The 24,015-nt window shown below is 72.4% G+C and carries 18 protein-coding genes and 2 tRNA genes; 9 read left to right on the forward strand and 11 right to left on the reverse strand.

Translation table 11 applies throughout. The features are described 5' to 3' along the window. The first annotated feature begins 11 nt into the window (after positions 1-11). Complete coding sequence (locus tag ACZ68L_RS12535; protein WP_469576512.1) at positions 12-866, forward strand: hypothetical protein; 855 nt, start codon at positions 12-14, stop codon at positions 864-866. A 47-nt stretch (positions 867-913) separates the two neighbouring features. Here the strand turns inward: ACZ68L_RS12535 and ACZ68L_RS12540 are convergent, their stop codons facing one another. After that, a complete protein-coding gene (locus ACZ68L_RS12540) occupies positions 914-1,123 on the reverse strand; it encodes a hypothetical protein (RefSeq protein WP_469576513.1) in 210 nt (69 codons plus the stop codon). Between the two features lie 459 nt (positions 1,124-1,582). On the opposite strand from ACZ68L_RS12540, the gene ACZ68L_RS12545 reads away from it, so the two are divergent. The 5 genes from ACZ68L_RS12545 to ACZ68L_RS12565 all read left to right on the forward strand — a co-directional run bounded on the left by ACZ68L_RS12545 (position 1,583) and on the right by ACZ68L_RS12565 (position 7,073). Beyond that, positions 1,583-2,104, forward strand: a complete 522-nt coding sequence (locus ACZ68L_RS12545) for a MarR family winged helix-turn-helix transcriptional regulator (protein ID WP_469576514.1) — start codon at positions 1,583-1,585, stop codon at positions 2,102-2,104. A 104-nt stretch (positions 2,105-2,208) separates the two neighbouring features. Beyond that, positions 2,209-4,614 (forward strand): MFS transporter, encoded by a 2,406-nt coding sequence (locus tag ACZ68L_RS12550; RefSeq protein ID WP_469576890.1) that lies wholly within the window; start codon positions 2,209-2,211, stop codon positions 4,612-4,614. 175 nt (positions 4,615-4,789) lie between these two features. Continuing rightward, positions 4,790-5,605: a YceI family protein gene (locus ACZ68L_RS12555; protein WP_469576515.1), complete on the forward strand. Its 816-nt coding sequence runs from the start codon at positions 4,790-4,792 to the stop codon at positions 5,603-5,605. 9 nt (positions 5,606-5,614) lie between these two features. Further along, entirely contained in the window at positions 5,615-6,085 is a 471-nt protein-coding gene (locus ACZ68L_RS12560; RefSeq protein WP_469576516.1) for a PPOX class F420-dependent oxidoreductase, read from the forward strand. Between the two features lie 25 nt (positions 6,086-6,110). Continuing rightward, a complete protein-coding gene (locus tag ACZ68L_RS12565; protein WP_469576517.1) occupies positions 6,111-7,073 on the forward strand; it encodes an NAD(P)-dependent oxidoreductase in 963 nt (320 codons plus the stop codon). Positions 7,074-7,088: 15 nt separating this feature from the next. On the opposite strand, the gene ACZ68L_RS12570 is transcribed toward ACZ68L_RS12565, so the two are convergent. Both ACZ68L_RS12570 and ACZ68L_RS12575 read right to left on the reverse strand, forming a co-directional pair. Further along, positions 7,089-7,847: a TetR/AcrR family transcriptional regulator gene (locus ACZ68L_RS12570; protein ID WP_469576519.1), complete on the reverse strand. Its 759-nt coding sequence runs from the start codon at positions 7,845-7,847 to the stop codon at positions 7,089-7,091. 92 nt (positions 7,848-7,939) lie between these two features. Continuing rightward, positions 7,940-9,469, reverse strand: coding sequence for an MFS transporter (locus ACZ68L_RS12575; protein WP_469576520.1), 1,530 nt, complete (start codon positions 9,467-9,469; stop codon positions 7,940-7,942). 181 nt (positions 9,470-9,650) lie between these two features. Here ACZ68L_RS12575 and ACZ68L_RS12580 point away from each other — a divergent pair, with 181 nt between their 5' ends. After that, positions 9,651-10,508, forward strand: coding sequence for an endonuclease/exonuclease/phosphatase family protein (locus tag ACZ68L_RS12580; protein ID WP_469576521.1), 858 nt, complete (start codon positions 9,651-9,653; stop codon positions 10,506-10,508). Between the two features lie 3 nt (positions 10,509-10,511). Here the strand turns inward: ACZ68L_RS12580 and ACZ68L_RS12585 are convergent, their stop codons facing one another. From ACZ68L_RS12585 to ACZ68L_RS12620, 8 genes are all read right to left on the reverse strand, one after another. After that, positions 10,512-12,710 carry an ArnT family glycosyltransferase gene (locus ACZ68L_RS12585; RefSeq protein WP_469576522.1) on the reverse strand — a complete coding sequence of 733 codons (2,199 nt, stop codon included), beginning with the start codon at positions 12,708-12,710 and terminating at the stop codon, positions 10,512-10,514. Continuing rightward, complete coding sequence (locus tag ACZ68L_RS12590) at positions 12,707-14,056, reverse strand: bifunctional glycosyltransferase family 2/GtrA family protein (RefSeq protein ID WP_469576523.1); 1,350 nt, start codon at positions 14,054-14,056, stop codon at positions 12,707-12,709. Before ACZ68L_RS12590 ends, ACZ68L_RS12585 begins: the two co-directional genes overlap by 4 nt. Positions 14,057-14,082: 26 nt before the next feature. Further along, the gene (locus ACZ68L_RS12595) at positions 14,083-15,660 is read right to left on the reverse strand and encodes a sensor histidine kinase (RefSeq protein WP_469576891.1); all 1,578 of its coding nucleotides are present in this window, start codon (positions 15,658-15,660) and stop codon (positions 14,083-14,085) included. Between the two features lie 64 nt (positions 15,661-15,724). Then, the gene (locus tag ACZ68L_RS12600) at positions 15,725-16,462 is read right to left on the reverse strand and encodes a response regulator transcription factor (protein ID WP_469576524.1); all 738 of its coding nucleotides are present in this window, start codon (positions 16,460-16,462) and stop codon (positions 15,725-15,727) included. 172 nt (positions 16,463-16,634) lie between these two features. Further along, positions 16,635-17,552: an amidohydrolase family protein gene (locus ACZ68L_RS12605; protein WP_469576525.1), complete on the reverse strand. Its 918-nt coding sequence runs from the start codon at positions 17,550-17,552 to the stop codon at positions 16,635-16,637. Between the two features lie 34 nt (positions 17,553-17,586). Then, positions 17,587-18,468 carry a DUF2797 domain-containing protein gene (locus tag ACZ68L_RS12610; RefSeq protein ID WP_469576526.1) on the reverse strand — a complete coding sequence of 294 codons (882 nt, stop codon included), beginning with the start codon at positions 18,466-18,468 and terminating at the stop codon, positions 17,587-17,589. A 79-nt stretch (positions 18,469-18,547) separates the two neighbouring features. After that, positions 18,548-18,620: transfer RNA gene (locus ACZ68L_RS12615), tRNA-Arg, on the reverse strand. Positions 18,621-18,869: 249 nt separating this feature from the next. Continuing rightward, positions 18,870-18,960: transfer RNA gene (locus ACZ68L_RS12620), tRNA-Ser, on the reverse strand. 235 nt (positions 18,961-19,195) lie between these two features. Here ACZ68L_RS12620 and ACZ68L_RS12625 point away from each other — a divergent pair. Both ACZ68L_RS12625 and ACZ68L_RS12630 read left to right on the forward strand, forming a co-directional pair. Beyond that, positions 19,196-19,654 carry an SSI family serine proteinase inhibitor gene (locus tag ACZ68L_RS12625; protein ID WP_469576528.1) on the forward strand — a complete coding sequence of 153 codons (459 nt, stop codon included), beginning with the start codon at positions 19,196-19,198 and terminating at the stop codon, positions 19,652-19,654. Positions 19,655-19,867: 213 nt separating this feature from the next. Further along, positions 19,868-23,998: a hybrid sensor histidine kinase/response regulator gene (locus tag ACZ68L_RS12630; protein WP_469576529.1), complete on the forward strand. Its 4,131-nt coding sequence runs from the start codon at positions 19,868-19,870 to the stop codon at positions 23,996-23,998. Positions 23,999-24,015: the final 17 nt, after the last annotated feature.

Genomic DNA, 24,015 nt, shown 5'->3' on the forward strand with positions numbered 1-24,015 from the left:
ACACTGGCGCGATGCGACGTCAGATACGCGACTCGACCGGCCGCCGGGGCACCGTGATCGCCGCCTCGGCGGTCGTGCTGTGTCTGGGCGGCGCGCTGGCCGCCTGCGGCGGGACGGCCGACGACGACGGCTATGTGGCGGTCGGCGCGGCGGACGCGGGCCCTCGGAAGGCTCCGACGGGTGCGGTGGCACCGTCGGGGAAGGTGACCCTGGTACCGCTGGACCGGGACGACACGAGCACGGGGGCCGGCGGTGGCACCGGAGGCCGGGCCGACGGCGGCGGGCCCGCGCCGGGCGCCTCTCCCGGCGGTGACGGCTCCAGCGGTGCACCCGGCAGAGACGGCTCCGGAGGCACGACCGGGAGCGACGGCGCCGGACGGACCGGCGGCGCGAGCGGCGGGTCCGCCCGGCCACCCGGCGCTCCTGGCACATCCAGCTCCGGCACGGGCGGTACAGGCAGCGGTGACGGCGGCGGCGGTGCGTCCGGATCGGGCGGGCCGGGCAGCGGCCCCACGGACCCCGCGACCCCGTCGGCACCCGGGCCCACCGCGCCCGCGGGGCCTGCCGTGCTGATGGCGGGCGCCCCCGAGCGGGCGGCCGCGTCCGAGCGCTGGTGCGAGAAGGTGACTGTCACGTTCCGCAACACCGGCGGATCACCGGCGGACGCGGGGACCGTCACCTTCGCCACGCACATCATCGGTGGGCTGGGGATCGACTGGGCGACCGTCGAGTCGTCGGCGCCGCTGCCCGCGCCGATCGGCGCGGGAGCGGCCCGGACGAAGACGTACACCGTCTGCGTGGACGCCTGGCGGGTGCCCCTGGGCATGCATGTCGAGACCCGGGACGTCACCGCCGTATTGAAGTGACGGGTGGAAGCGGAAGGTACGGGTGAGGGAGGAGCTGGTGCGCCGGGTCAGCCGAGCGCGAGCCAGGCGACCGCCGCGAGGACGACGATCACCGCGACGACGGTGACGATCAGCCCGGTCCTCGGTCCGGACGAGGTGGCCGGCTGCTGCCGACGCTGCGGCTCGCCGTCGTCGACGAAGGCGCGGAACATCTGGGTGCTGCCGGCCGGGTCGTGGTTGCCCTCGGGGCCCTGCGGGGCATGGGGGTTGTGTGCCATGGGCCAGGACCCTAGCGAACTCGGCGTTGGGGCCCAACCCCCGGGTCGCTGAAGGGTCCGGACCGGAGCCGGCGGCCGACGAAGGAGGGGAGGACGCCGCGCACCCTCACAGGCGGAAGCCTCGCACCTGTACAGGTGAAAGCCCGGCACCCTCACAGGCGGAAGCCCCGCACCCGTATATACGGAACAGGCGTCCCGCGGTCGCGGGGAGCGGGCACCCGGAGATGGTGGACCGGCCGCCCGGCGCACACCTCGAAACGGACACCCCGCCGCCCCACCTGTGGCGCGAACCACACCCGTCACGACCCGCACCCCACACGCTGGGCCTTTGACTCGGGCCCTACGCAGCCTTTTGCGTTCCTTTACTTATGCAAGGCCCTTTTCGTTTGCCTGCAGCAACCAACGACTCTATGGTTGCCCTAAGCAACAAGATGAACCGGTGAGATGTCTGGGGGTCCCGTGGCCGCACGGAGTCAGTACGAAGAACTGGCCCGGCAGCTCAGCGCCGTCGGGGCCGTCAAGCGGGGTCTCGCCCGCATCCTGCCCGCCGAATGTCCTGCCGGCTCCGCCGCCGTGCTGGCTCTTCTCCATCAGCACGGCGAGATGCGCATCAGCAGACTGGCCGAACTATTGGACGTCGACATGTCGGTGACCAGCCGTCATGTGGCCCATGTGGCGGAACACGGCTGGATCGAACGGTCCTCGGACCCGGCCGACAAGCGGTCCCGCATCCTGCGGCTGACCCCCGCCGGAGACGACGTGCTCAGTGAGCTGAACCGTCGGACCACCGAAATGTTCGTCCACAACCTCTCCGACTGGTCCGACGACGAGGTCGGACAGCTCAACGCGCTGTTGGCCCGGCTGCGCGACAGCTTCGCCTGTCGCGGCCCCGGAGGGTGCGCTCCCGGAAAGCACAGCGGCGACTGCCGCCCCCGGCACGCCGACAGCGACGACGACTCGCACACCCGTACACCCGTGTAACAGAAGCAAAGACAAGGAACTCAATGGCTACGACCACACCGACCGGTGTGCGGGGCGGCCACGCCAAGCACGGGGGATCAGCCGATTCCTCGTCCGGCGCGCCGATGACACACCGGCAGATCATGGAAGCACTGGCCGGGCTGCTGCTCGGCATGTTTGTCGCGATCCTGTCGTCGACGGTCGTCTCCAACGCTCTGCCGGAAATCATCTCCGACCTCGGCGGCGGCCAGAGCGCCTACACCTGGGTCGTCACGGCCTCGCTGCTGGCGATGACCGCGACGACCCCTCTGTGGGGCAAGCTCTCCGACCTGTTCAGCAAGAAGCTGCTGGTCCAGATAGCCCTCATCATCTACGTCGCGGGCTCGATCGTCGCCGGTATGTCGACCAGCAGCGGCATGCTGATCGCCTGCCGTGTCGTCCAGGGCATCGGCGTCGGCGGTCTCTCCGCCCTCTCCCAGATCGTGCTGGCCGCGATGATCGCCCCGCGTGAGCGCGGTCGTTACAGCGGCTACCTCGGCGCGGTCTTCGCCGTCGCCACCGTCGGCGGCCCGCTGCTCGGCGGTGTCATCACGGACACCAGCTGGATGGGCTGGCGCTGGTGCTTCTACGTCGGTGTGCCGTTCGCGGTCATCGCGCTGATCGTGCTCCAGAAGACCCTGAAGCTCCCGGTCGTCAAGCGTGAGGTCAAGGTCGACTGGACCGGCGCGTTCTTCATCAGCGCCGCCGTCTCGCTGCTGCTCCTCTGGGTGACCTTCGCGGGCGACAAGTACGACTGGCTCTCCTGGCAGACCGGCGTGATGCTCGCGGGCTCCGTGATCCTCGCGCTGCTCTTCGTCTTCACCGAGTCCCGGGCCAGCGAGCCGATCATCCCGCTGCGCCTCTTCCGCAACCGCACCATCACGCTGGCCTCGCTGGCCTCGCTGTTCGTCGGTATCGCGATGTTCGCGGGCACCGTCTTCTTCAGCCAGTACTTCCAGCTGGCGCGGGGCAAGACGCCGACGATGTCCGGTGTCATGACGATCCCGATGATCACGGGTCTGTTCATCGCCTCGACGGTCTCCGGCCAGATCATCACCAGGACCGGCCGCTGGAAGGCCTGGCTGGTCAGCGGTGGCTTCCTGGTCACCGCCGGGCTCGGGATGCTGGGCACCATCCGGTACGACACGGCCTACTGGCACATCGCGATCTTCATGGCCCTGATGGGTCTCGGCATCGGCATGATGATGCAGAACCTGGTGCTCGCCACGCAGAACCAGGTCGCCGCGTCCGACCTCGGCTCGGCCAGCTCCGTCGTCAGCTTCTTCCGCTCCCTCGGTGGTGCGATCGGCGTCTCGGCGCTGGGCGCCGTCATGGCGAACCGCGTCACCCACTACGTCAAGGACGGTCTCGCGGAGCTCGGCCCCAAGGGCCAGGCCATGGGCCACGGCGGCACCGGCGGCGGGGGCATCCCCAACCTGGACGCGCTGCCCGCCCCGTTCCGTACCGTCATGGAGAGCGCCTACGGGCACGGTGTCGGCGATGTCTTCCTGTACGCCGCCCCGGCCGCGCTGATCGCCTTCCTGGTCACGATCTTCATCAAGGAGGTCCCTCTGAGGACGAGCTCCGCGAACGCCGCCCCGGCCACGGCCGAGGTCCCCGCCCAGGAGCCGGTCGCAGCTCCGGCCGCCGCTGTGGCGCACGTCGCCGAGGGAACGGCCGGGGGCACCGCGGTCGACACGCTTCAGGCCCCGGTCGCCACCCTGCAGGGCACGGCCGTGCACGGTGTGGTGCGGGGCGCCGAGGGCGCACCCGTCGCCCGCGCCGCCGTCACGCTGATCTCGCTGGCCGGCCGGCAGCTGGGGCGCTCCGTCGCCCAGGCCGACGGCAGCTACGGCCTGGACGCGCCGGGCTCCGGCAGCTACGTCCTGATCGCGTCCGCCGACGGCTTCCAGCCGCAGGCGTCCACGGTGGTCGTCGGTGACGAGCCGCTCGCGTACGACATCCTGCTCTCCGGTACGAGCGGCCTGGCCGGGACCGTGCGGACCGCCGAGACCGCTGCCCCGGTCGAGGGCGCGATGGTCATCGTGACCGATGTGCGCGGCGATGTGCTGGCCACCGGCAAGTCCGGTGAGGCGGGCGAGTTCACCTTCGGTGAGCTGGTCCCCGGTTCGGTGACCGTCGCGGTGAACGCCGCCGGCTACCGTCCGCTGGCGCTGCCGGTGGAGATCGGCGGCCAGGGCGTCACCCGGATCGAGGCCGCACTGCAGTCCGGTGCGCTGGTCCAGGGTGTCGTACGGGCCGGAGCCGGCCGTCGGCCGCTGCCGGACGCCCGGGTCACGCTGGTCGACGCGGCGGGCAATGTGGTCGCCACCTCGACGACCGGGGAGGACGGGGCGTACGCCTTCGCCGACCTGGGCGCGGGCGAGTACTCGGTCATCGCGACCGGCTACCCGCCGGTGGCCGGCGCGCTGACCGTGGCCGGTCGCGGGGTCGACGGCCACGACATCGAGCTCGCCCACCCCGGCGAGTAACGACCTCGGTCGAGGTCGTGATCACAGACCCCTGGCGGGTCGGCGTCCCGAGCGGAGACGCTGTACCGGCCGGTGGAAATGGGCCCCGGTGGCGAGGACGGCAGGCAGGGGACGGCCTGCCGTCCCCGCCCCGGGGCCCGACTCATTGAGTCATTGAGCAAGGAGAGAAAACGGGATGGGACTTCGCGCACAGGTACGGACGCGGGACGGCTGGGCGGTTCAGCACGCGGTCGTGACGGTCACCGACATGACCGGCACGCAGGTGCTGCGGGCCACCGCCGACGAGGACGGGGCGGTGCGGACCGACACTCCCCTGCAGGCCGGCGCGTACACGGTGATCGTCACGGCGGTCGGGTACGCCCCCGCCGCCTCCACCGCCCTCGTCACGGCGAGCGGGCGGGTCGAGGCCGGCACGGTGGTGCTGGCCCGCCAGGGCGGTGTGGAGCTGCCGCCGCCGGGCGCCTGGTCGCTGGACCCGGCACACTCCTCGGTGGCCGCGGTCGCGCAGCACCTGGGGATCTCCAGCGTGCACGGCCGGTTCACCGAGTTCAGCGGCCGGATCGAGATCGCCGAGGACGCCGAGCGGTCCAGGGTCGACGCGGTCATCGACGCGGCCAGCATCGAAACCGGCAATGCCATGCGCGACAAGCACCTGCGCTCGCCGGACTTCCTGGACACCGACCGGTTCCCGGAGATCACGTACCGCTCCGACGCACTGACCCCGGCGGGCCCGGACCGCTGGCAGGTCCACGGCGAGCTGACGATGCGCGGTGTCGTGCGCCCGGTCGACCTGGACCTGAGCTACCTCGGGACGGGCCCGGACCCGTGGGGCGGGGTGCGTGCGGCGTTCAACGCCACGGCGGAGCTGCGCCGCGAGGACTTCGCCATGAACTACAACCAGGTGGTGCAGGCCGGCATCGCGGCGATCGGTACGACGCTGCGGGTGGAGCTCGACATCCAGGCCGTGCAGGGTGAGTCCCTGCCGTCGTAGTCTGCGGACATGGCACCGAACATCGCGACGAACACCGCTGTGGAACGCGACGAGTTGCTGGCCTTCGTACGGCCCAGGCACCGGGCGATCCTGCTGACCACCCGGTCCGACGGCCGCCCCCAGGGCTCCCCGCTGACCTGTGGTGTCGACGACTCCGGCCGGATCGTCGTCTCGACCTACCCCGAACGGGCCAAGACCCGCAACGCGAAACGGGACGAGCGCGTCAGCGTGATCGTCCTGTCGGACGAGTGGAACGGGCCGTGGGTGCAGATCGACGGTTCGGCCGAGGTGATCGACTCACCGGATTCGGTCGAGCCGCTCGTCGAGTACTTCCGGAACATCTCCGGGGAGCACCCGGACTGGGACGAGTACCGGGCGGCGATGGTGAAGCAGGGGAAGTCGATCATCCGGATCACTCCGGAGCGGTGGGGTCCGATCGCCACCGGCGGCTTCCCCGCCCACCTGGCGTCCGGCGGCTGACGGCCGTTCCCGGACGACTTTCCCCGTGCCCTCCCCGACGCATGAGCGGGTTCCGGCGCCGGGCCCGCTCGCGCGGGCCCGGCTGCTGGCCGCGCCGACGGTGGACGCCTCTGTCGTCCGCGAACTGGAGCGGATCACCGGCCGCCCCGTACACCGGGGTTCTTCCGGCACGGCGCCGCACGAGCCCTTCGTCTATGTCGGCGCCACACTGCCGGACGCGCTGCGGAGCGGGTCGCTGTTGTGGTTCCACAGCGTGAACGCCGGTACGGACGCCCTGCTGGCCGCCGGACCGTGGCCTTCCGGCGCGCTGCTCACCCGGACGGTGGGCCGCATGGGCGAACGCATCGCGCAGTACGTGCTGGCCTGGGTGCTCGCCGACTGTCAGTCCGTCCCCGAGTTCGCCGCCCAGCACGCACGGGCCGAGTGGCACCGCATCCCCTCCGAACTCGCGGCCGGCCGGACGGCCCTGATCTACGGCACCGGCCGCATCGGCTCGGCCGTCGCCGCTCTGCTGCGGGGATGCGGCATCCGGACCGTGGGCGTGGCACGTGGGGCGCGCACGGCGGTGGCGGGCTTCGACCGGGTCGTCGGGGCCGGCGAGGACGCGGGGCCGCTCGCCTCCGCGCGGTGGGTGGTCTCCACGCTGCCACTGACCACCGCGACGGACGGCTTCTTCGGCCCGGACCGGTTCGCGGGCATGGGCGGCGCCACGTTCATCAATGTCGGCCGGGGCAGAACGGTGGACATGCGGGCGCTGGAGACCGCGCTGCGCTCCGGTGCGGTGGGGCGCGCGGTGCTCGACGTACTGCCCGAGGAGCCCGCCGCGCCGGGCGACCCCTGCTGGCGGCTGCCCCGCACGGTGATCACCTCGCACTCCGCGGGCATCACCGCGGACGAGGACATCGTCACGGACTTCGCGGCGTGCTGGGACGCGGTGGCGCAGGGGCGGGTCCCGGACACGGCCGTGGATGTGGGGCGCGGGTACTGAGCGACGGGCGAGGTCTCAGCGGTCCCGCATCGTCTCGATACCGGCGATCAGCAGGTCCAGGGCGAAGGTGAAGTCCCGCTCGCGCATCTCCTCGACCGTGTCGCCGCCGCGGGCTTCCATCAGGTCCTGCGAGGACTCCACGATCCGGCTGAGCTGCGGCTGGCTCCGGATGGCGCCCAGCGCCTGCCGGAAGAACTCGTCCTGGCTGATCCCCGAGTCGGCACTGCGCTGCACGAAGTGGCCCTCGATGGTGCCGAATCCGTACACGAACTGGAAGACCGCGGAGAGCGCCCCCGTCTGCTGGTGCAGCGGCAGGCCCGTCGCCCGGATCACGTCCTGGATGGCGTACGAGAACAGCATCGAGTGCGGGCCCATGTTGAGGAAGTGCCCGGCGAGCGGCGACACCCAGACGTGCCGGATCAGCAGGTGCCGGTAGGCGGTCGCCAGTTCGCGCAGCCGGTCGTGCCAGTGCGCGTCCTCCCGAGGGGGCGCTATCTCGCGGTAGACCGAGTCGAGGGCCAGCTCCAGCAGATCGTCCTTGGTGTCCACGTACCAGTAGAGGGACATCGCGGTGACGTCCAGCTCGGCGGCGAGCCGGCGCATGGAGAACTTGGCGAGGCCCTCGGCGTCCAGCAGCCGGACCGACGCCGCGGTGATCCTCTCCCGGTCCAGACCGGCCGGCTGGTCCGGTTTGCGGGCGCGCGACGGTGTCCGCTGATCCAGCCACACACTGGTCCTGGCAGGGTTCTTCACACGATCGGCCGCGGACACCATGGCACTCTCCTCGTCTTGCCGGAGGGACGGATCGGACGCGTACACGTACGCATGAAGCGGATTCATACGATCCGATACGTCCCGCCTCGATGCTATGCCGCGGCCTCGACCCCGGCCGAGGCCGCCCGCGCGGATTCTGCCCGCTCGGCACGGCGCAGAAGCACCGCGGCCAGCAGGCCTCCGGCCAGCACCGCCACCGCCCCGACGAGCTGGCTGGTCTCCAGTCCCGAGGCGAAGGCGTCCGTGATCCGTACCCGCTCGCCGGCATCGGTGGCCGAGGCCAGCGCGGCGGGCAGCGAGGCCGCCCCGACGGCCGCCGGCACGAGCGCCGCGAACCGGGAATTGAGCACCGCGCCGAGCACGGCGACCCCGAGCCCGTTGCCGAATTCGGCGAGCGTGCCGTTGACCCCGGCGCCCACGCCCGCCTTCTCCGGCGGAATGGCGCTCATGATCGCGTTGGCCATGGCGGGCATGGCGAGTGCGATGCCCGCGCCCATCACGACCAGGCCGAGCAGCATGCCGCCGTAGCCGTTGCCGCCGAGCAGCGCGATCGCGGCGAGTCCGGCGGCCAGCAGGCTCATCCCGGCCGCGATGGTGACCGGCGTACCCAGCTTGGGCACCAGCCTGGCGCCCAGCCCGGTGAGGTTCAGGGCGACGACGCTCAGCGCCAGCGGAGCCGTACGCAGACCGGCCTCCAGCGGTCCGTAGCCGAGGACGAACTGCAGCTGCTGGGTGAGCAGGAACAGCGAGCCGCCCATCCCGAAGGCGACCAGGATCGCGCCCGCGACGGCCCCGATGAACTTCTGGTTCCGGAAGAAGTGCATGTCCAGCATCGGGTACGGGATGTGCAGCTCCCACAGCACGAATCCGCTGAGGACGGCGACTCCGACCAAGGCGGTCAGCAGCACCCGGCCCGACGTCCAGCCGTGCTCGGGGCCGGAGATGATCGCGTACACGACGGATGCCATACCGATGGTGGAGAGCAGCGCGCCGAGCAGGTCGGGGCGCTCGCTGCTGGGGGTCCTGGACTCCGGTACGAGCCGGACGACGGCCGCGAGGCCGATGACCGCGACGGGAATGTTGATCAGGAAGATCGCGCCCCACCAGAAGTGGTCGAGCATCACTCCGCCGACCAGCGGTCCGACGGCGAAGCCGAGCGAGCTGACGGTCGACCAGATGCCGATCGCCTTGACCCGCTCGGAGTCGTCGAAGATCTGCACGACGACGGCCAGGGTCGTCGTCATCAGCAGCGCACCGCCGATGCCCATGCCCGCACGGGCGGCGATCAGCTGCGCGGAGGACTGGGCCAGTCCGGCCACCAGCGAACCGACGCCGAACAGGGCGAGCCCCGCGACCAGCATCTTCTTGCGGCCGTAACGGTCGGCGGAGCTGCCGGCCGTCAGCAGCAGGCCCGACTGGACCAGCGAATAGGCATTGATCATCCACTGCACATCGGCGGTGGAGGCGTCCAGCTCCCGGGTGAGGGAGGGGATCGCGACGTTGAGAACGGTGTTGTCGAGCAGCACGGTGAGCTGGGCGAGGCAGATGACACCGAGGATCAGCCAGCGTTGCGGATGGCTCGGTGGCGAGAGGTGACTCTGCTCGGCGGCGGTCGCCGTCATGCGGACTCCTGATGCCTTGGACCGACCGGCACATGGGCGGCGGCGTCGCACCCCATGTGCCGGTCGGTCTTATACGGTGTACGAGTAAGAGACGTACACCGTATAGCTGCCCCTGTACGGTGTACAACTCATTTCCGCGCGATACCGTGCTCGCCGCTGATCCGACAAGGACTGGAGTGGTATGTCACTGCGTCGTCGTACGGTGGAAGTGCTCATCGCAGCGGGCCTGCTGGGGACCGCCCTCGCGCCTCCCGCATCGGCCGCCGGGCAGGAGCACACGGTGCCGCTGCGCGTGGCCACGTACAACATCCATGCGGGCGCCGGCATGGACAACGTCTTCGACCTCGACCGGCAGATCGCCGAACTGCGGTCGCTGGACGCCGATGTGATCGGGCTGCAGGAGGTCGACGCCCACTGGGGCACCCGCAGCGAGTGGCGCGATCTGGCGGGAGAGCTGGCCGAGCGGCTGCACATGCGGGTCTCGTTCGCCCCGATCTACCGCCTCGATCCGGTGACCCCCGGTGCGCCCCGGCGCGAGTTCGGGGTCGCGGTGCTGTCCAGATACCGGATCGTGAGCGCCGAGAACCACGAGATCACCCGGCTCTCCACCCAGGACCCGAACCCGGTACCGGCCCCGGCGCCCGGCTTCGGCGAGGTGGTCCTGCGGGTGAAGGGGCTGCCCGTGCATGTGTACGTGACGCACCTCGACTACCGCGCCGACCCGTCCGTACGGACCGCACAGGTCGCCGACACCCGCCGGATCATGGCCGAGGACGAGGCCCCCGGCCGGCAGCGGGTGCGGCAGATCCTGCTCGGCGACTTCAACGCGGCGCCGACCGCACCCGAACTCGCCCCGCTGTGGCAGGAGCTGACGGACATCGAGCCCGGCGGGCCGACGTACCCGGCGCAGGACCCGGTGCAGCGAATCGACTACGTGGCGGTGTCGAAGGATTCGGTACGGGTGCGCGACGCGGCGGTGGCCGAGACACTCGCCTCGGACCACCGCCCGGTCGTCGCGGATCTGCTGCTGCGGCGCTGAGCCCTATGCGCCGCTCTTCGGCCGGGTCAGATCGTAGAAGGTGGCGCTGGCGACCGTCACCTCCTTGAAGTTCTTCTCCACCCAGGAGGAGATCTGGGACGAGGTGCCGCTGTTGCCGCCGCCCCCGCCCGTTCCGCCCGCGACGAAGTAGTGGATCCTGCCGTCCTCGACGTACTTCTTGAACTGGGAGAGCGTCGGGGACGGGTCACTGCCGTTGAAGCCGCCGATCGCCATCACCGGCTCGCCGGTGGCGAGTTGGTAGCTCGCCGCGTTCTGTGAGCCGATGGCGGCGGCGACCCAGGTGTAGTCGCCGGCGTTCTTCTCCAGCAGCTTCTCGGCCGCGGGGCTGACGGACGAGCCGTTGAGCAGACCGCCCATGCCGTCGCCTCCGGGAGCACCGCGTTCGCCCATGCCGCCGGGTGCGGTGCCGGGCGCGGCCCCCGGCTGCTGACCGTCCCGCTGGTTGCCGCCCTGGCCCTGCTGCCCCGGGGGACGGCCGCCCTGACCACCGGTCGGGGGCTGCCCCATGGGGCCGCCCTGCTGACTGCCCGTACCGGGGAGCCGCATTCCGCCGGCGGCGCCTCCGCCGGGGCCGCCCCGGCCGCCGCCTCCGGGGCCGCCCATCGAACTGGCCCCGGACGGACCGGCCGTGACGATCGAACCCTGATGCCCGGTGTTCAGCGTGGAGAGGGTGTACGCCGTCGGCCCCGCCAGCGATGCCACGAAGCCCACCCCCACCGCCACGAGCGCCGGTCGGCGCCCGAGACGCGTGGCGAACAGCAGGCCCGCCGCCCCCGCCGCACCGGCGACGAGGACGGCCCAGCGCAGCCACGGCAGGTGATCCGGCGTCCGCCCCAGCAGGACGTACGACCAGAGCGCGGTCACCACGACCGTGACACCGAGCGCCCCGCGCGCCCACCACCTGGACCGTTCCTCCCACAGGACCGTGGTGCCCATGCCGACGAGCGCCGCGAGGTACGGCGCCAGCGCCACCGTGTAGTACTGGTGGAAGATGCCGGCCATGAAGCTGAAGACGAGCGCCGTCATCAGCAGCGAACCGCCCCAGGCGAGGAACGCCGCACGGGCGGTGTCGGTGCTCCCCCAGCGCTTAATGCCGGGGAGGTGCCCCCCTGCCCGCCAGGTCAGCCAGACCCCCGCGACGAGCAGGATCAGCGCGGCGGGCAGCAGCCAGGAGATCTGGCCGCCGATCTCGGAGTTGAACATCCGGCCGATGCCGGTCTCCCCCCACTGACCGCCGGCCCCGCCGCCGCCTCCCCCGACGCTGCCCGTCTCGTCGCCGTTGATCCGGCCGAGGCCGTTGTAGCCGAAGGTCAGCTCCAGGAAGGAGTTGTTCTGCGAACCGCCGATGTACGGACGCGACGACGCCGGCCAGAGTTCGACGATCGCCACCCACCAGCCGCCCGCGACGACCGTCGCCAGTGCCGAGAGCCCGAGTTGGCCGAGCCTCCTGCGTACGGGGACCGGTGCGAACACCGCGTACAGCACGGCCAGCGGCGGCAGGATCAGGAACGCCTGCAGGGTCTTCGACAGGAACGCGAAACCCACCGCGACACCCGCCCACACCAGCCACCTGGTCCGGCCGTGCTCCAGCGCGCGCAGCACGCAGTAGACGGTGACGGTCATCAGCAGCGCCAGCAGCGCGTCCGGATTGTTGAAACGGAACATCAGCGCGGTGACAGGCGTGAGGGCGAACACCACCATCGCGATCAGCCCGGCGGCGGCGCTGAAACGCCGGCGTACGGCCGCGTACAGCACCCCGGCCGTGGCCACCCCCATCAGCACCTGCGGGACCAGGATCGCCCACGAGTTCAGGCCGAAGACGCGCACCGACAGAGCCATCGGCCAGAGCGCGGCCGGGGGCTTGTCGACCGTGATCGCGTTCGCGGCGTCCAACGAGCCGAAGAAGAAGGCCTTCCAGCTCCGGCTGCCCGCCTGGACGGCCGCGGAGTAGAAGGAGTTGGCGTACCCGGAGGCGCTGAGGTTCCACAGGTAGGCGAGCGCGATGACCAGCAGCATCGCCAGGAAGGCGGGCCGCGCCCAGCGCGGGTCCTCGGGCCTGCCGCGCCACACGCGGTGCGCCAGGGGCCTGTTCGGGCGGGCGTGGCCGGCGGCCGGTGCCGCGGGCGGGAGCGTCGGGGCCTTGGGCGGGGCCGGAAGGCGGTCGGGACGCAGCGTGGTCATCGGGCGTTCCCCCGTTCGTGATGGGTGTCGTCGGCGTGCGCGGCAGGCCCCACGGAGGCTCCGGGGGCTACGGGGGCCGCAGTGGCCGCGGGGCTTGCGGCGGCGCGCTCCGGGAAGACCCAGGCGCGGAAGAGCAGGAACCGCAGCACCGTCGCCGCGAGGTTCGCCGCGATCAGTACGGCGAGTTCCGTGCCGTGCGACGGCGATGCGGACGCCGCTCCCAGCGCGGCCAGCGAGCCGCTGGTCAGGGCGAGACCGATGGCGAAGACGACCAGGCCCTGTGCCTGGTGGCGTACGGCTCCGCCCCGGCCGCGTACGCCGAAGGTGAGCCTCCGGTTGGCCGCCGTATTGGCGACGGCCGACACCAGCAGCGCGCCGCCGGCGATCTGCGGTCCGGCGCCCAGCCGGAAGAGCGAGTACAGGACGAGATAGAAGAGCGTGGAGAGCGCGCCGACGACACAGAACCCGACCAGCTGCCGGGCCAGTCCGCCCGGCACTCCGCTCAGCGCGCGGTCGCGCGGATCGTCCCCGAAGGGCCTGGCCAGCCGGTCCAGCGGCAGTGCGCCGACCGCCAGCGCCCGTCCCACCCGCCACACGCCTTTCAGGTCCTCCGTCGCCGTCCGCACGATGTGGACGGTGGAGTCGGGATCGTCGACCCAGTCGACCGGCACCTCATGGATGCGCAGCCCGGCCCGCTCGGCGAGCACCAGCATCTCGGTGTCGAAGAACCACCCCGTGTCCTCCACCATCGGCAGCAGCCGCTGCGCGACGTCCCGCCGGATGGCCTTGAACCCGCACTGCGCGTCGCTGAACCGGGCGGCCAGCGAGGAGCGGAGGATGAGGTTGTAGGCCCGCGAGACGAACTCCCGCTTCGATCCGCGCACCACCCGCGAGCTACGGGCCAGCCGCGAGCCGATCGCCAGATCGGAGTGGCCCGAGATCAGCGGTGCGACCAGCGGCAGCAGCGCGTTCAGGTCGGTGGAGAGATCGACGTCCATGTACGCCAGGACCGGGGCGTCCGAGTGCGACCAGACCGTGCGCAGCGCCCGTCCCCGGCCCTTCTCCTCCAGCCGGTACGACCGCACCCGGGGCAGCGCCGCCGCGAGTCCGGCCGCCACCTGCGGCGTACGGTCGGTGCTCGCGTTGTCCGCGACGGTGATCCGGAAGGCGTACGGGAAGGTGCGCGCCAGATGGTCGTGCAGGCGCAGCACACACGGTTCGAGGTCCTTCTCCTCGTTGTAGACGGGTACCACCACGTCGAGTACGGGGTCACCCGCCGCATCGACCGCTCCGGCCAGGAGATGGTCCCGGGCCGGCAGGGCGCTCCAGGGAGTGTCGGTTCGCATGCCGTCGACATTCGTCAACTCCGCTGTCACGCCGGTGTGCTGAGCCTGTCCTCCCGCTGTGAGTGCGGCGCGGCCGGGGACCCGGCTCCAGGCTCCGCGGGCAGATGGACCGCGAACACCGTGCGCCCCGGGACCGAGGACACCTCCACCCGGCCGCCGTGCGCGGTGACGACGGCCTGCACGATGGCGAGCCCGAGCCCGGTGGAGCCCGCGTGGCGGGAGCGCGAGGCGTCGCCGCGCGCGAACCGTTCGAAGACGTGCGGCAGCAGCTGGGGCGGAATGCCGGGCCCGTCGTCCTGGACCTCCAGCGTCACCGGGGACCGGCCGGCCGCGGCACGCACCCGTACGGTGACGGTCGTGCCGGGCGGGGTGTGGGTACGGGCGTTCGCCAACAGATTGACCAGCACCTGATGGAGCCGGGTCGGATCGCCGTGCACGGTCACCGGCTCGTCCGGCAGGTCGAGGCGCCAGCGGTGCCCCCGCTGCCCGGCGGCGCGGGCATCGCTGACCGCGTCGACGACGACCGGGGAGAGGTCGGTGCTCTCGCGGCTGAGCGGGCGCCCGGCGTCCAGGCGGGCGAGCAGCAGCAGATCCTCCACCATGCCCGTCATCCGCTCCGCCTCGGACTCGATCCGCCCCAGGGCGTGCCGGGTGTCGGGGCCGGTCTCCTCATGGCCGCGCCGGGTCAGTTCGGCGTATCCCCGGATCGAGGCCAGCGGGGTGCGCAGCTCGTGGCTGGCGTCCGCGACGAACTGACGTACCCGCGTCTCGCTCTCCTGCCGCGCCTCCAGCGCCGAACCGACGTGGCCCAGCATCCGGTTGAGCGCCGCGCCCACCTGACCGACCTCCGTCCGGGGGTCGGCCTCGGCCTCCGGGACCCGTTCCAGGGGCGCCACCTCGCCGCTGTGCAGGGGGAGTTCGGCGACCCGGGTCGCGGTCGCGGCGATCCTGCGCAGCGGGCGCAGCGCGACACCGACCATGGCGACGCCCGCGATCGCGGCAGCGATCAGACCGGCGCCGGTGACACAGACCTCGACGAGGATCAGCGTGGTGAGGGCGGAGCGCACCTCGGCGGCGGGGATGCCGACGAGGATCGTCGTCCCGTGCGGACCCGCGACGGCCTGCACCCGGTTGGAGCCGAGACCGGGCAGATCGATGCTCCGCGCCCGGTCCCCGGCCGGGATGTCCGCCGCCTCCAGGGCGCTCTGCTGGGCCCCGGTCATCGGCTGCCCGTTGTCCTCGGCCCCCGGATCCGGCGTGGTGGAGCTCTCCGCGACCACCCGCGACTCGGTGACCGAACCGTCCGCCACGACGGCCCCGAAGGCTCCGACGGGCAGCCCGCGCGCGTCGACGAAGGCCAGCGGGTCGTCGCTCTTCGGCGCGCCGCCCGGCATCGGTCCCGCCCCGCCACCGGGCGGCTTCCCGGCCCGCATGGCGACGGCGTTCAGCTGGTCGTCGAGCTTGCCGTACATGTAGCTGCGGTAGGCGATGGTGGTGACCGAGCCGATGACCGCGGCCACCACGGCGATCAGCGTCACCGCCGAGACGACGAGCCGGGTCCGCAGCGTCCACGGCCCCCGCCGCCGGCCCACGCGCCCACGCACGGGTCCGTGGACCGGGCCGTGCAGCGGGCCGTGGACCGGGCCGTGGACCGGGCCGTGCAGCGGTCTACTCACCGGGCTTGATGAGATATCCCGCCCCGCGCCGGGTGTGGATCATCGACGACCGTCCCGCGTCGATCTTCTTGCGCAGGTACGAGATGTACAGCTCGACGACGTTCGCCTGCCCGCCGAAGTCGTAGTTCCACACCCGGTCGAGGATCTGTGCCTTGCTCAGCACCCGCCGCGGATTGCGCATCAGGAAGCGCAGCAGCTCGAACTCGGTCGCGGTGAGGTGGATGGACGTCCCGCCCCGGCTCACCTCGTGGCTGTCCTCGTCGAGGACCAGATCGCCGACGACGAGCGTCGACTCGCTGCGCACGGCCGCCGTACCGGAGCGCCGGATCAGACCGCGCAGCCGCGCCACGACCTCCTCCAGGCTGAACGGCTTGGTGACGTAGTCGTCGCCGCCCGCGGTGAGCCCGGCGATCCGGTCCTCCACCGCGTCGCGCGCGGTCAGGAAGAGCACCGGGACCTCGGACAGCTCCCGCCTCAGTCTGCCGAGCACGGCGAACCCGTCCGTGTCGGGCAGCATCACGTCGAGGATCACCACGTCGGGCCGGAAGTCGCGCGCCATCCGGACGGCACCGGCACCGTCCCCGGCGCTGCGCACCTCCCAGCCCTCGTAGCGCAGGGCCATGGAGAGCAGCTCGGCGAGCGGAGCCTCGTCGTCCACCACCAGCACACGGACGGGAGTGCGGTCCGCCCTCAGTAGTTCGGTACGCCCCAGGGGCGAGGTCGTCGTCATGCCTCAACCCTGTGAGGCGCCTCTGAGAGGGTCCTTTCCCGATTCTGTGAATTCCCTGAGAAAAGCGACCCGTCAGGGAGCGGCCCTTCGCGACCGGCCTCTTCGCGACCGGCCCGTCACGAACGCCCCTTCGCAAACAGCCCGTCGCAAGCAGCCCTTCACGAGCGCCCGTTCACAAGCGCCCCTCCAAGGGCAGCCGGTCCACGGGCGGCCGGTCCACTGCGAACAACGCGCTCGCGTTCCCGTGACAGACCGCGCGCAGCCAGTCGTCCCCCAGTTCCAGCCGTTCCAGGGCGTGCAGTTGATGCGCGTATGGATACGGGATGTTCGGGAAGTCCGTCCCCAGCAGGATCCGGTCCCCGAGCGCGGCGAGCCGTCCCCGCTCGGCCACCGGGAACGGGGCGTGGCCCTCCGTGAAGTCCGTGAACGCCATCGTCGTGTCGAGCCGCACCTCGGGGTACGTCTCCGCCAGCGCCAGGAACTCCGCGTACTCCGGCATCCCCATGTGCGCCACGACCAGTCTCAGCCGCGGATGCCGCGCGAGCAGCCGGCCGACGGGTTCGGGCCCCGTGTGCTTGCCGGGCGCGGGCCCGGAGCCGCAGTGCGTCACCACCGGGATCCCGGCCTCCGCCAGCAGCCCCCACACCGGGTCCAGCAGCGGGTCGTTGGGGTCGTACGCGCCGACCTGCAGGTGCGACTTGAAGATCCGCGCCCCGGCCTCCACGGCCTCGCGCACGTACCGCTCCACGCCGTCCTCGGGGAAGAAGGTCGCGGTGTGCAGACAGTCCGGCACCCGGCGTGCGAAGTCGGCCGCCCAGCCGTTCAGCCAGGCCGCCATCCCGGCCTTGTGCGGATAGAGCATCGAGGTGAACCGGAGCACACCGAACGACCGCAGCAGCGCGAGGCGCTCGTCCTCGTCGTGCCGGTACTCGATCGGCCATTCCATCCCGGTCAGCGGCCCGGCGGAGTCGAAGTACGCCCAGACCTTGCGCAGCACCCGCTCCGGCATGAAGTGCGTATGGACGTCGATGATGCCGGGCAGCCCCAGCCGTTCCCGGAACCGCGCGACGTCGTCGGTGTCACCACTCACTTCGCACCCCTCTCACCGTCCGCCCCCGACGATCTCAGAACAGCCCGCCCTGCACTCCACCGCCCCCGATGTCGGCCACCGGCACATCCACCCCGGCCCCCGGATCGGCGCCCGCCAGCTCCCACCCGGTCATCAGCCGGGTGTCCAGCACCACGGCCCCGTGCGTCACCGTGTCCAGATGCAGATCGGGCCCGGCCGCCGCCACCAGCCGTCCGCCGACCACGCCGCCGTCCACCAACTCGGTGACCGCCCACGCCACCTCGACCGCGCCGTCCAGCCCGAAGACCCCGGCGTGATCGACCGCTTCGAACGGCAACCTCTCCAGCGAATCCGGCCACCCGGCCCCCTCCAGCGCCACGGCCCGCCCGTAGAGCTCCGCCACCTCGGCACGCCGCTCCGCCGCCCCCGGCAGCGCCGCGCGCACGGCCCGCTTCCCGGCGTACGGAATCCGGTCCGGCACCCCGAGCGCCGACCGCAGCAGCTCCTCGGTCCGCCGCGCCGCCATCAACGGCCCCCGTCCCAGCCAGCTGAACACCACGGCCCCCTGCTCCCGCAGCCGCGCCGCCTCCCGCTCCTCCGCGGTGATCCCGACCTTCACCATCCCCGGCCCGAACCAGGCGAGATACACGCGGTACGTCCGGGGGTCGTCCGCGATCGTGTCGGCGGCCACCGAGTGCGCCCGGTCCAGCCGCGCACACTCCGGGCACCGGGCCCCGGTACTCCGCCCCGACACCACGGCCCCCACCGGACACGCGTTCCCGCGCGCCCCGACACAGCCCCGCCGCCCCACGGCCCGGAACCCGAGCTCCGTCCCATAGGCCGGCGCGCTCACCCGTACGGCCCCGCCCCGCCGCCACCCCAGCACGGGCAGCCCCCGCGCGTCCGGCCACCGAAGCCCGGTGCACTGCCAACCCATGCGCGAACTCCCGGATTCCGATGCGGTCGGGGAAATGCCAAGAGGCCCCCGGATTTCTCCGGGGGCCTCTTGCTTGCTGTGCACTCGGCAGGATTCGAACCTGCAACCTTCTGATCCGTAGTCAGATGCTCTATCCGTTAAGCTACGAGTGCTTGTGCGTTCCGGGCTTTTCTGCCTGGTCGGCGTTGCGGGAACAACATTACATGACCTGCGCCGTAGCGCGAAATCCTTTAGCCACACCACCTCTGACCTGCGAAAACGACGTGTCTGGCGGCATCGCGGGCGATGGCCGGACCGAGCGCCCGAACGAGCCGCACACCATCCCGGGACCACATCCGGACCGCTCGGGTCTGGATACGGCCGAAGCCCCGTGCCAGTGGCACGGGGCTTCGGTGGGAAAGCGGAGGCGGAGGGATTTGAACCCTCGATGGGCTTTAAGACCCAAACCGCATTAGCAGTGCGGCGCCATAGACCGGACTAGGCGACGCCTCCAGCACACCCCGCGCGAGCGCGAGTGGTGCGTGCAGATGATGACACAGTCGAGCGTCGTGCCACCAATCGCGACCTACGGTACTAGGGAGGCGGGCGCGAGGGCAAAGCACCCGCGGTTGCGCAACGCCGTGGCGTGCGGAGCGTTAGTGATGACGGAGGCGCCGTCCTCCGCCGTTCCTTCGTTCCACCGGCTGTCCCGTCCCTCCCGTCGAAGTGCACGAGCACAGGAGCCCACATGCTGCGCCGCCTCGCCCTCACCGCCGTCGTGTCCCTCGCCGCGCTGTCCGCCGCCGTGCCGGCCGCGACCGCGGCCGCCGCGCCTCTTCCGCTGCCGCTGCCGCTGCCGCTGCTGCACGGGGACGACGGCCGCACCCGGCTGACGGTGACGGTCTCGGGCGCGGGTGACCCCGCGGCCGAGGGGTTCTTCGAGCTGGAGTGCGGGCCCGCGGGCGGCAGCCACCCGGCGGCGCGGCAGGCCTGCGACCGACTGGACGAGCTGGCGGCCGAGGGCGCGGACCCGTTCGCCCCGGTCCCCCGGGACGCGATGTGCACCCAGCAGTCCGGTGGGCCCGCGACCGCCCGGATCACCGGGAGCTGGCGGGGGAGGAACATCGACACGGTCGTCGACCGGACCAACGGCTGTGCGATCGCGCGCTGGAACGGTCTGCGGCCGGTGCTCCCCAACGTCCGATGAGCGGGACCGCATCCCTTCCCAGGTCATCCCGAACGACACCTGACGGGCTGGAGTCGTACACCGTATGCACAGAACCTTGGTGAGAGCTCCCCCGCATCCGCCGTCCCACGCCCCTTCCCTGCCTTTAGACTCCTTCCGTGACAGCCTGCGGCCCGCGAGGCAAGATGGGGCCCGCTGTCGGCAAGGTGCGGTAACCAGGGAGGAAGCGTCGTCGTGAGCAGCAGGCCATCCCGAGGCACTGCTCGCCTCGCAGCCATACTCGATGCACTCCCCGACGGGCTGCTGCTCGTCAACTGCAACGGCACGGTCGTCAACGCCAACACCATCGCCCTGGAAATGTTCGAGACGCCGGGCACGGCGCTCGTCGGACGCGGGCTCCTCGACCTGCTTCCGGAGTTCGACTCCAAGCTGATCCCCGGGTCCATGCGCCGGCCCGAATCCGCCGACGACCGCGGCCGTACCAAGCCGACGCGGATGACCGCACGGCGGACCGACGGCAACGAGTACCCGGTCGAGGTCACCAGCGCCAGCCTGGAGGACGGTCAGGCCGCGTACAACGACTTCCAGAGCGGCTACGGCGGCAGCTACACGGGTGACGAGCTGCTGATGCTCGTCGTGCGGGATCTGTCGGGCACCGTCGACACGGAGGCCGAACTGGCCCGTTCGCAGCGGCAGACCGAGATGATCCTGCGGGCCGCGGCCGAGGGCGTCGTCGGGACGGACACGGACGGCCGGGTCGTCCTGGTCAACCCCGCCGCCGCGCAGATCCTCGGCTTCCGCGCCAGCGACCTGGGCGGGCAGGAGCTGCATCCGCTGATCCTGCACTCGCGGGCGGAGGGCGAGCCGTTCCCGTACGAGGAGTCGCCGCTCGCCGACACCCTCCGGTCCGGCCGCAAGCACCGGGTGCGCGGGCAGGTCCTGTGGTCCAAGAGCGGTGCTCAGGTACCGGTCGACCTGACCACCGCGCCGGTCCGGGACGGGGACCAGCTGGTCGGCGCGGTCATGACGTTCACCGACCGCAGGCCGTACGAGGAGCTTCGCGAGCAGCACGGGGCCGAGGTCACCGGGCTGACCGCGAGCCACGCCGACGAGATCGCCGGGCTGACGGAACGGCACAGCACGGAGCTGGCCGACCGGGCCGAGCGGTACTCGGCCGAACTGGAGGAGCAGGCCGAGCGGCTGGCGGCGCTGACGGCCCGGCACACCCAGCTCACCGCCGTGCTCGGCGAGTCGCTGCGCGGGCCGCTGGAGGAGCTGCGCGGCGAACTCTCCACGCTCGCCGCCGACCCGGCCGGCCAGCTGTGGCCGGAGGCCAACCAGATCCTGCACCACCTGGCCGCGGGCTACGCGCGGATGACCACCCTCGTCGACAATGTGCTCGGCTACCAGCGCCTGGACGCCGGTGCGGAGGAGCTGGTCAAGACGAACGTGCTGCTCGACTCGGTCGTGACGGCCGGAATCGACGCGGCCGTCGAGCTGATCGGTCCCGGACGCGCCCAGTTCGCGGTGCACGCGCCGCCGATCGAGGCCGAGGTGGACGCGGCCCGGCTCGTGACCGCGCTCGCCCATCTGGTCGCGGACGTCGCCGGCGTCGACTCGACCGGCAAGGCCCGCGTGGTGCCGGGCGGTGGCTACGTCGACTCGACGGTCGTCGTCGCGGCGGCGCAGCGCGGTGAGGTCGTACGGATCGAGGTGCGTGGACCGTTCGCCGGGGGAGACCCGGTGCACGAGCCGATCGTGCGCGGGATCGTCCGGGCGCACGGCGGTGTGCTCCAGACGCACGAGGTGCCGGGGATGAGCGGCAGCGCCTACGTCCTCGAAGTGCCGTTGGGCGCGGGTTCGGGCACGGTGATGCCACCGGCGCCCGAGCCGGAGCCCGCACCCGAGCCGGAGCCGATGGCCGGTCAGGGCGCGCCCGGTGGCGGGCGGCGACGCGCGCGGCGGTCGTCCACGGACGCGTTCCTGGAGAGCCCTGTGGGTGGTTCCGGAGCGGCGGCCGGGGCTTCCGGGGACGGTGACACCGGGGCGGCCGAGCCGACGGGGCGGCGACGGGCGCGTCGTGAACCCGCGGCACAGGGCTCGCAGGAGACGCGGGGTACGCAGAGCGCGAACGACATCATTCCCGCCCAGCAGAGCGAGGGGTCGGGGCGCAGGCGGGGGCGGCCGAGTCCGGCCGAGACCGGTGATCGGCATGCCCTTCCGGCTCAGCTGACCCAGTCGCCCGCGCAGGGGCAGGGGCAGCGGCCCGGGGAGGGCGCAGTCGGGCAGCAGGGGCCGGGACAGGCGTTGGCGCTGCCCGCGGCCCCGGTGCCGTCCGAGGGTGCGGTGGTGACCGCGGCGGAGGGCGCGCAGGGAGGTGGTGGCCGTCCGCAGCGCGGGCAGGCCGTGCCGCCTCAGGGTGTGCCGGCCGAGGTGCCGTCGCCGGTGCCGGCGGGTGGGCACCGGGCACGTCAGGGCGGCGAGAACCAGCTGGCCCTGCCGACTTCCGGTTCCCCTTCCGCTCCCGTTTCCCCGTCCGCTTCCGTTTCCCCGTCCGCTTCCGTTTCCCCGTCCGCTTCCGTTTCCCCGTCCGCTTCCGCACCCGCACCCGAGGGCCTCTCGCCCGTCGGTGACGGCCCGGCTCCGGTGCCGCAGCCGGGCGGGCGGCGGGCGCGGCGGGCACTGGCGGCCGCGCAGGAGCGGTCCGCTCAGCCCGAGCAGTCCGGGCCCCGCACCGCGTTCGCCCTCCCGCCCGCGGAGGCCGACCGGACCCCGTCCGCGGCCGCCGACGTGGACGCCTCGCTGCCCGGACGCCACGACGCCGTGGGCGTCACGCCGGACGACGACCACACACCGCCCCAGGCGCACCCCGTACCGACCGGGCGGCGCCGGGCGCGGCACGCCGACGGCCCCCAGCAGCCCGGAGAGGCCGTCGGGCAGCCGGTGGAGCAGCAGGCCGTACCGCGTAGCGCACAGCAGCCGCAGCAGGCCGGGGCGGCCGACGAACGGCCCGCCGGCCACCCCGGCGAGCAGGGCGTCGATCTGCCCGACGGCCGGGACGGCGACGGTCCGGACCGGCCCGCGGCCGGCCAGACCACGCACACCACCGGCACCACTGCCGTCACGGGCACCTCCGAGTCCACCGGCGGCACCGATGTCGTGGAGAGCCGCCCGCGGACCGACGTGCCCGGACCGGACGCGCGCAGGCAGCCGCTGCCCGCGGAGGCGCCGCTGCCCGGCGGTTCGTCGGACTCGACGCAGGGACGCGCGTTCAGCGTCCGGACGCTCGGGCAGGGTGTGCCGTTCGCCCAGCACATCGCCCACCAGCAGAACCAGACGCTCGGCGGCGGCGCCGGGCGGCGCCGCAAGCTCGCCGCTCCGCCGGAGAGCGAGCGCGCCCCGCAGACGGCGCTGCCGCATCCCGCGCCGTCCCAGCCCGCCCCGTCCCCGTCCGGCCCCGCGCCGGGCGCATCGGCCGGCTCCGCCCCGGGGCAGCTGCTCTCCGCTCCGGAGGCCGAAGGACGCGCGTACGCCATAGGCGCACCCGACGAGGGCGCCGAGGGGCCGGAGCCGCTGGACGGTCCGGGCGGCGCGGTCGAGGTCGCCAACCGTCCGTCGCCGCAGCCGGTCGACGACGAGCTGCCCCCCGAGCCGTTGGACAACCCGCGCCGACTGCTCGTCTGGCCCGCTCCCGACGTCTCCACCCAGCAGGCGCTGAGCGACCGGGGCTACCGGCCGGTGATCGTGCACTCGCGCGAGGAGGTCGACGCCCAGATAGCGGCGTTCCCCGCCGCGCTCTTCGTCGACCCGCTCACCGGTCCCATCACCCGCAAGGCGCTGCAGTCGCTGCGTCAGGCGGCGGTGGCCGCCGAGGTCCCGGTGCTGGTGACGGCCGGTCTGGGGCAGGCGTCGCGGGAAGCCGCGTACGGTGCCGACCCGGCCGTGCTCCTCAAGGCGCTCGCCCCGCGCGACAGCGAACAGCATCCGCCCCGGGTGCTGTTGATCGAGGAGCACGAGGAGATCGCGCTGGCGCTGACGGAGACGCTGGAACGCCGCGGCATGCAGGTGGCCAGGGCCTCCACCGACAACGAGGCGGTGACGCTCGCCACCCGGATGCGGCCCAATCTGGTGGTGATGGACCTGATGCAGGTGCGTCGCCGCCGGGCCGGGATCGTCGACTGGCTGCGCGCCAACGGGCAGTTGAACCGGACCCCGCTGGTCGTCTACACCTCCGCCGACATGACCGGGTCGGAGCTGCCGAAGCTCAGCTCGGGCGAGTCCGTCCTCTTCCTGGCCGAGCGCTCCACGAGCGACGAGGTGCAGTCGCGCATCGTCGACCTGCTCGCGAAGATCGGCACGAACTGACCGGCGGCCGGCCGGGA

Source organism: Streptomyces sp. NPDC104309 (assembly GCF_055584025.1).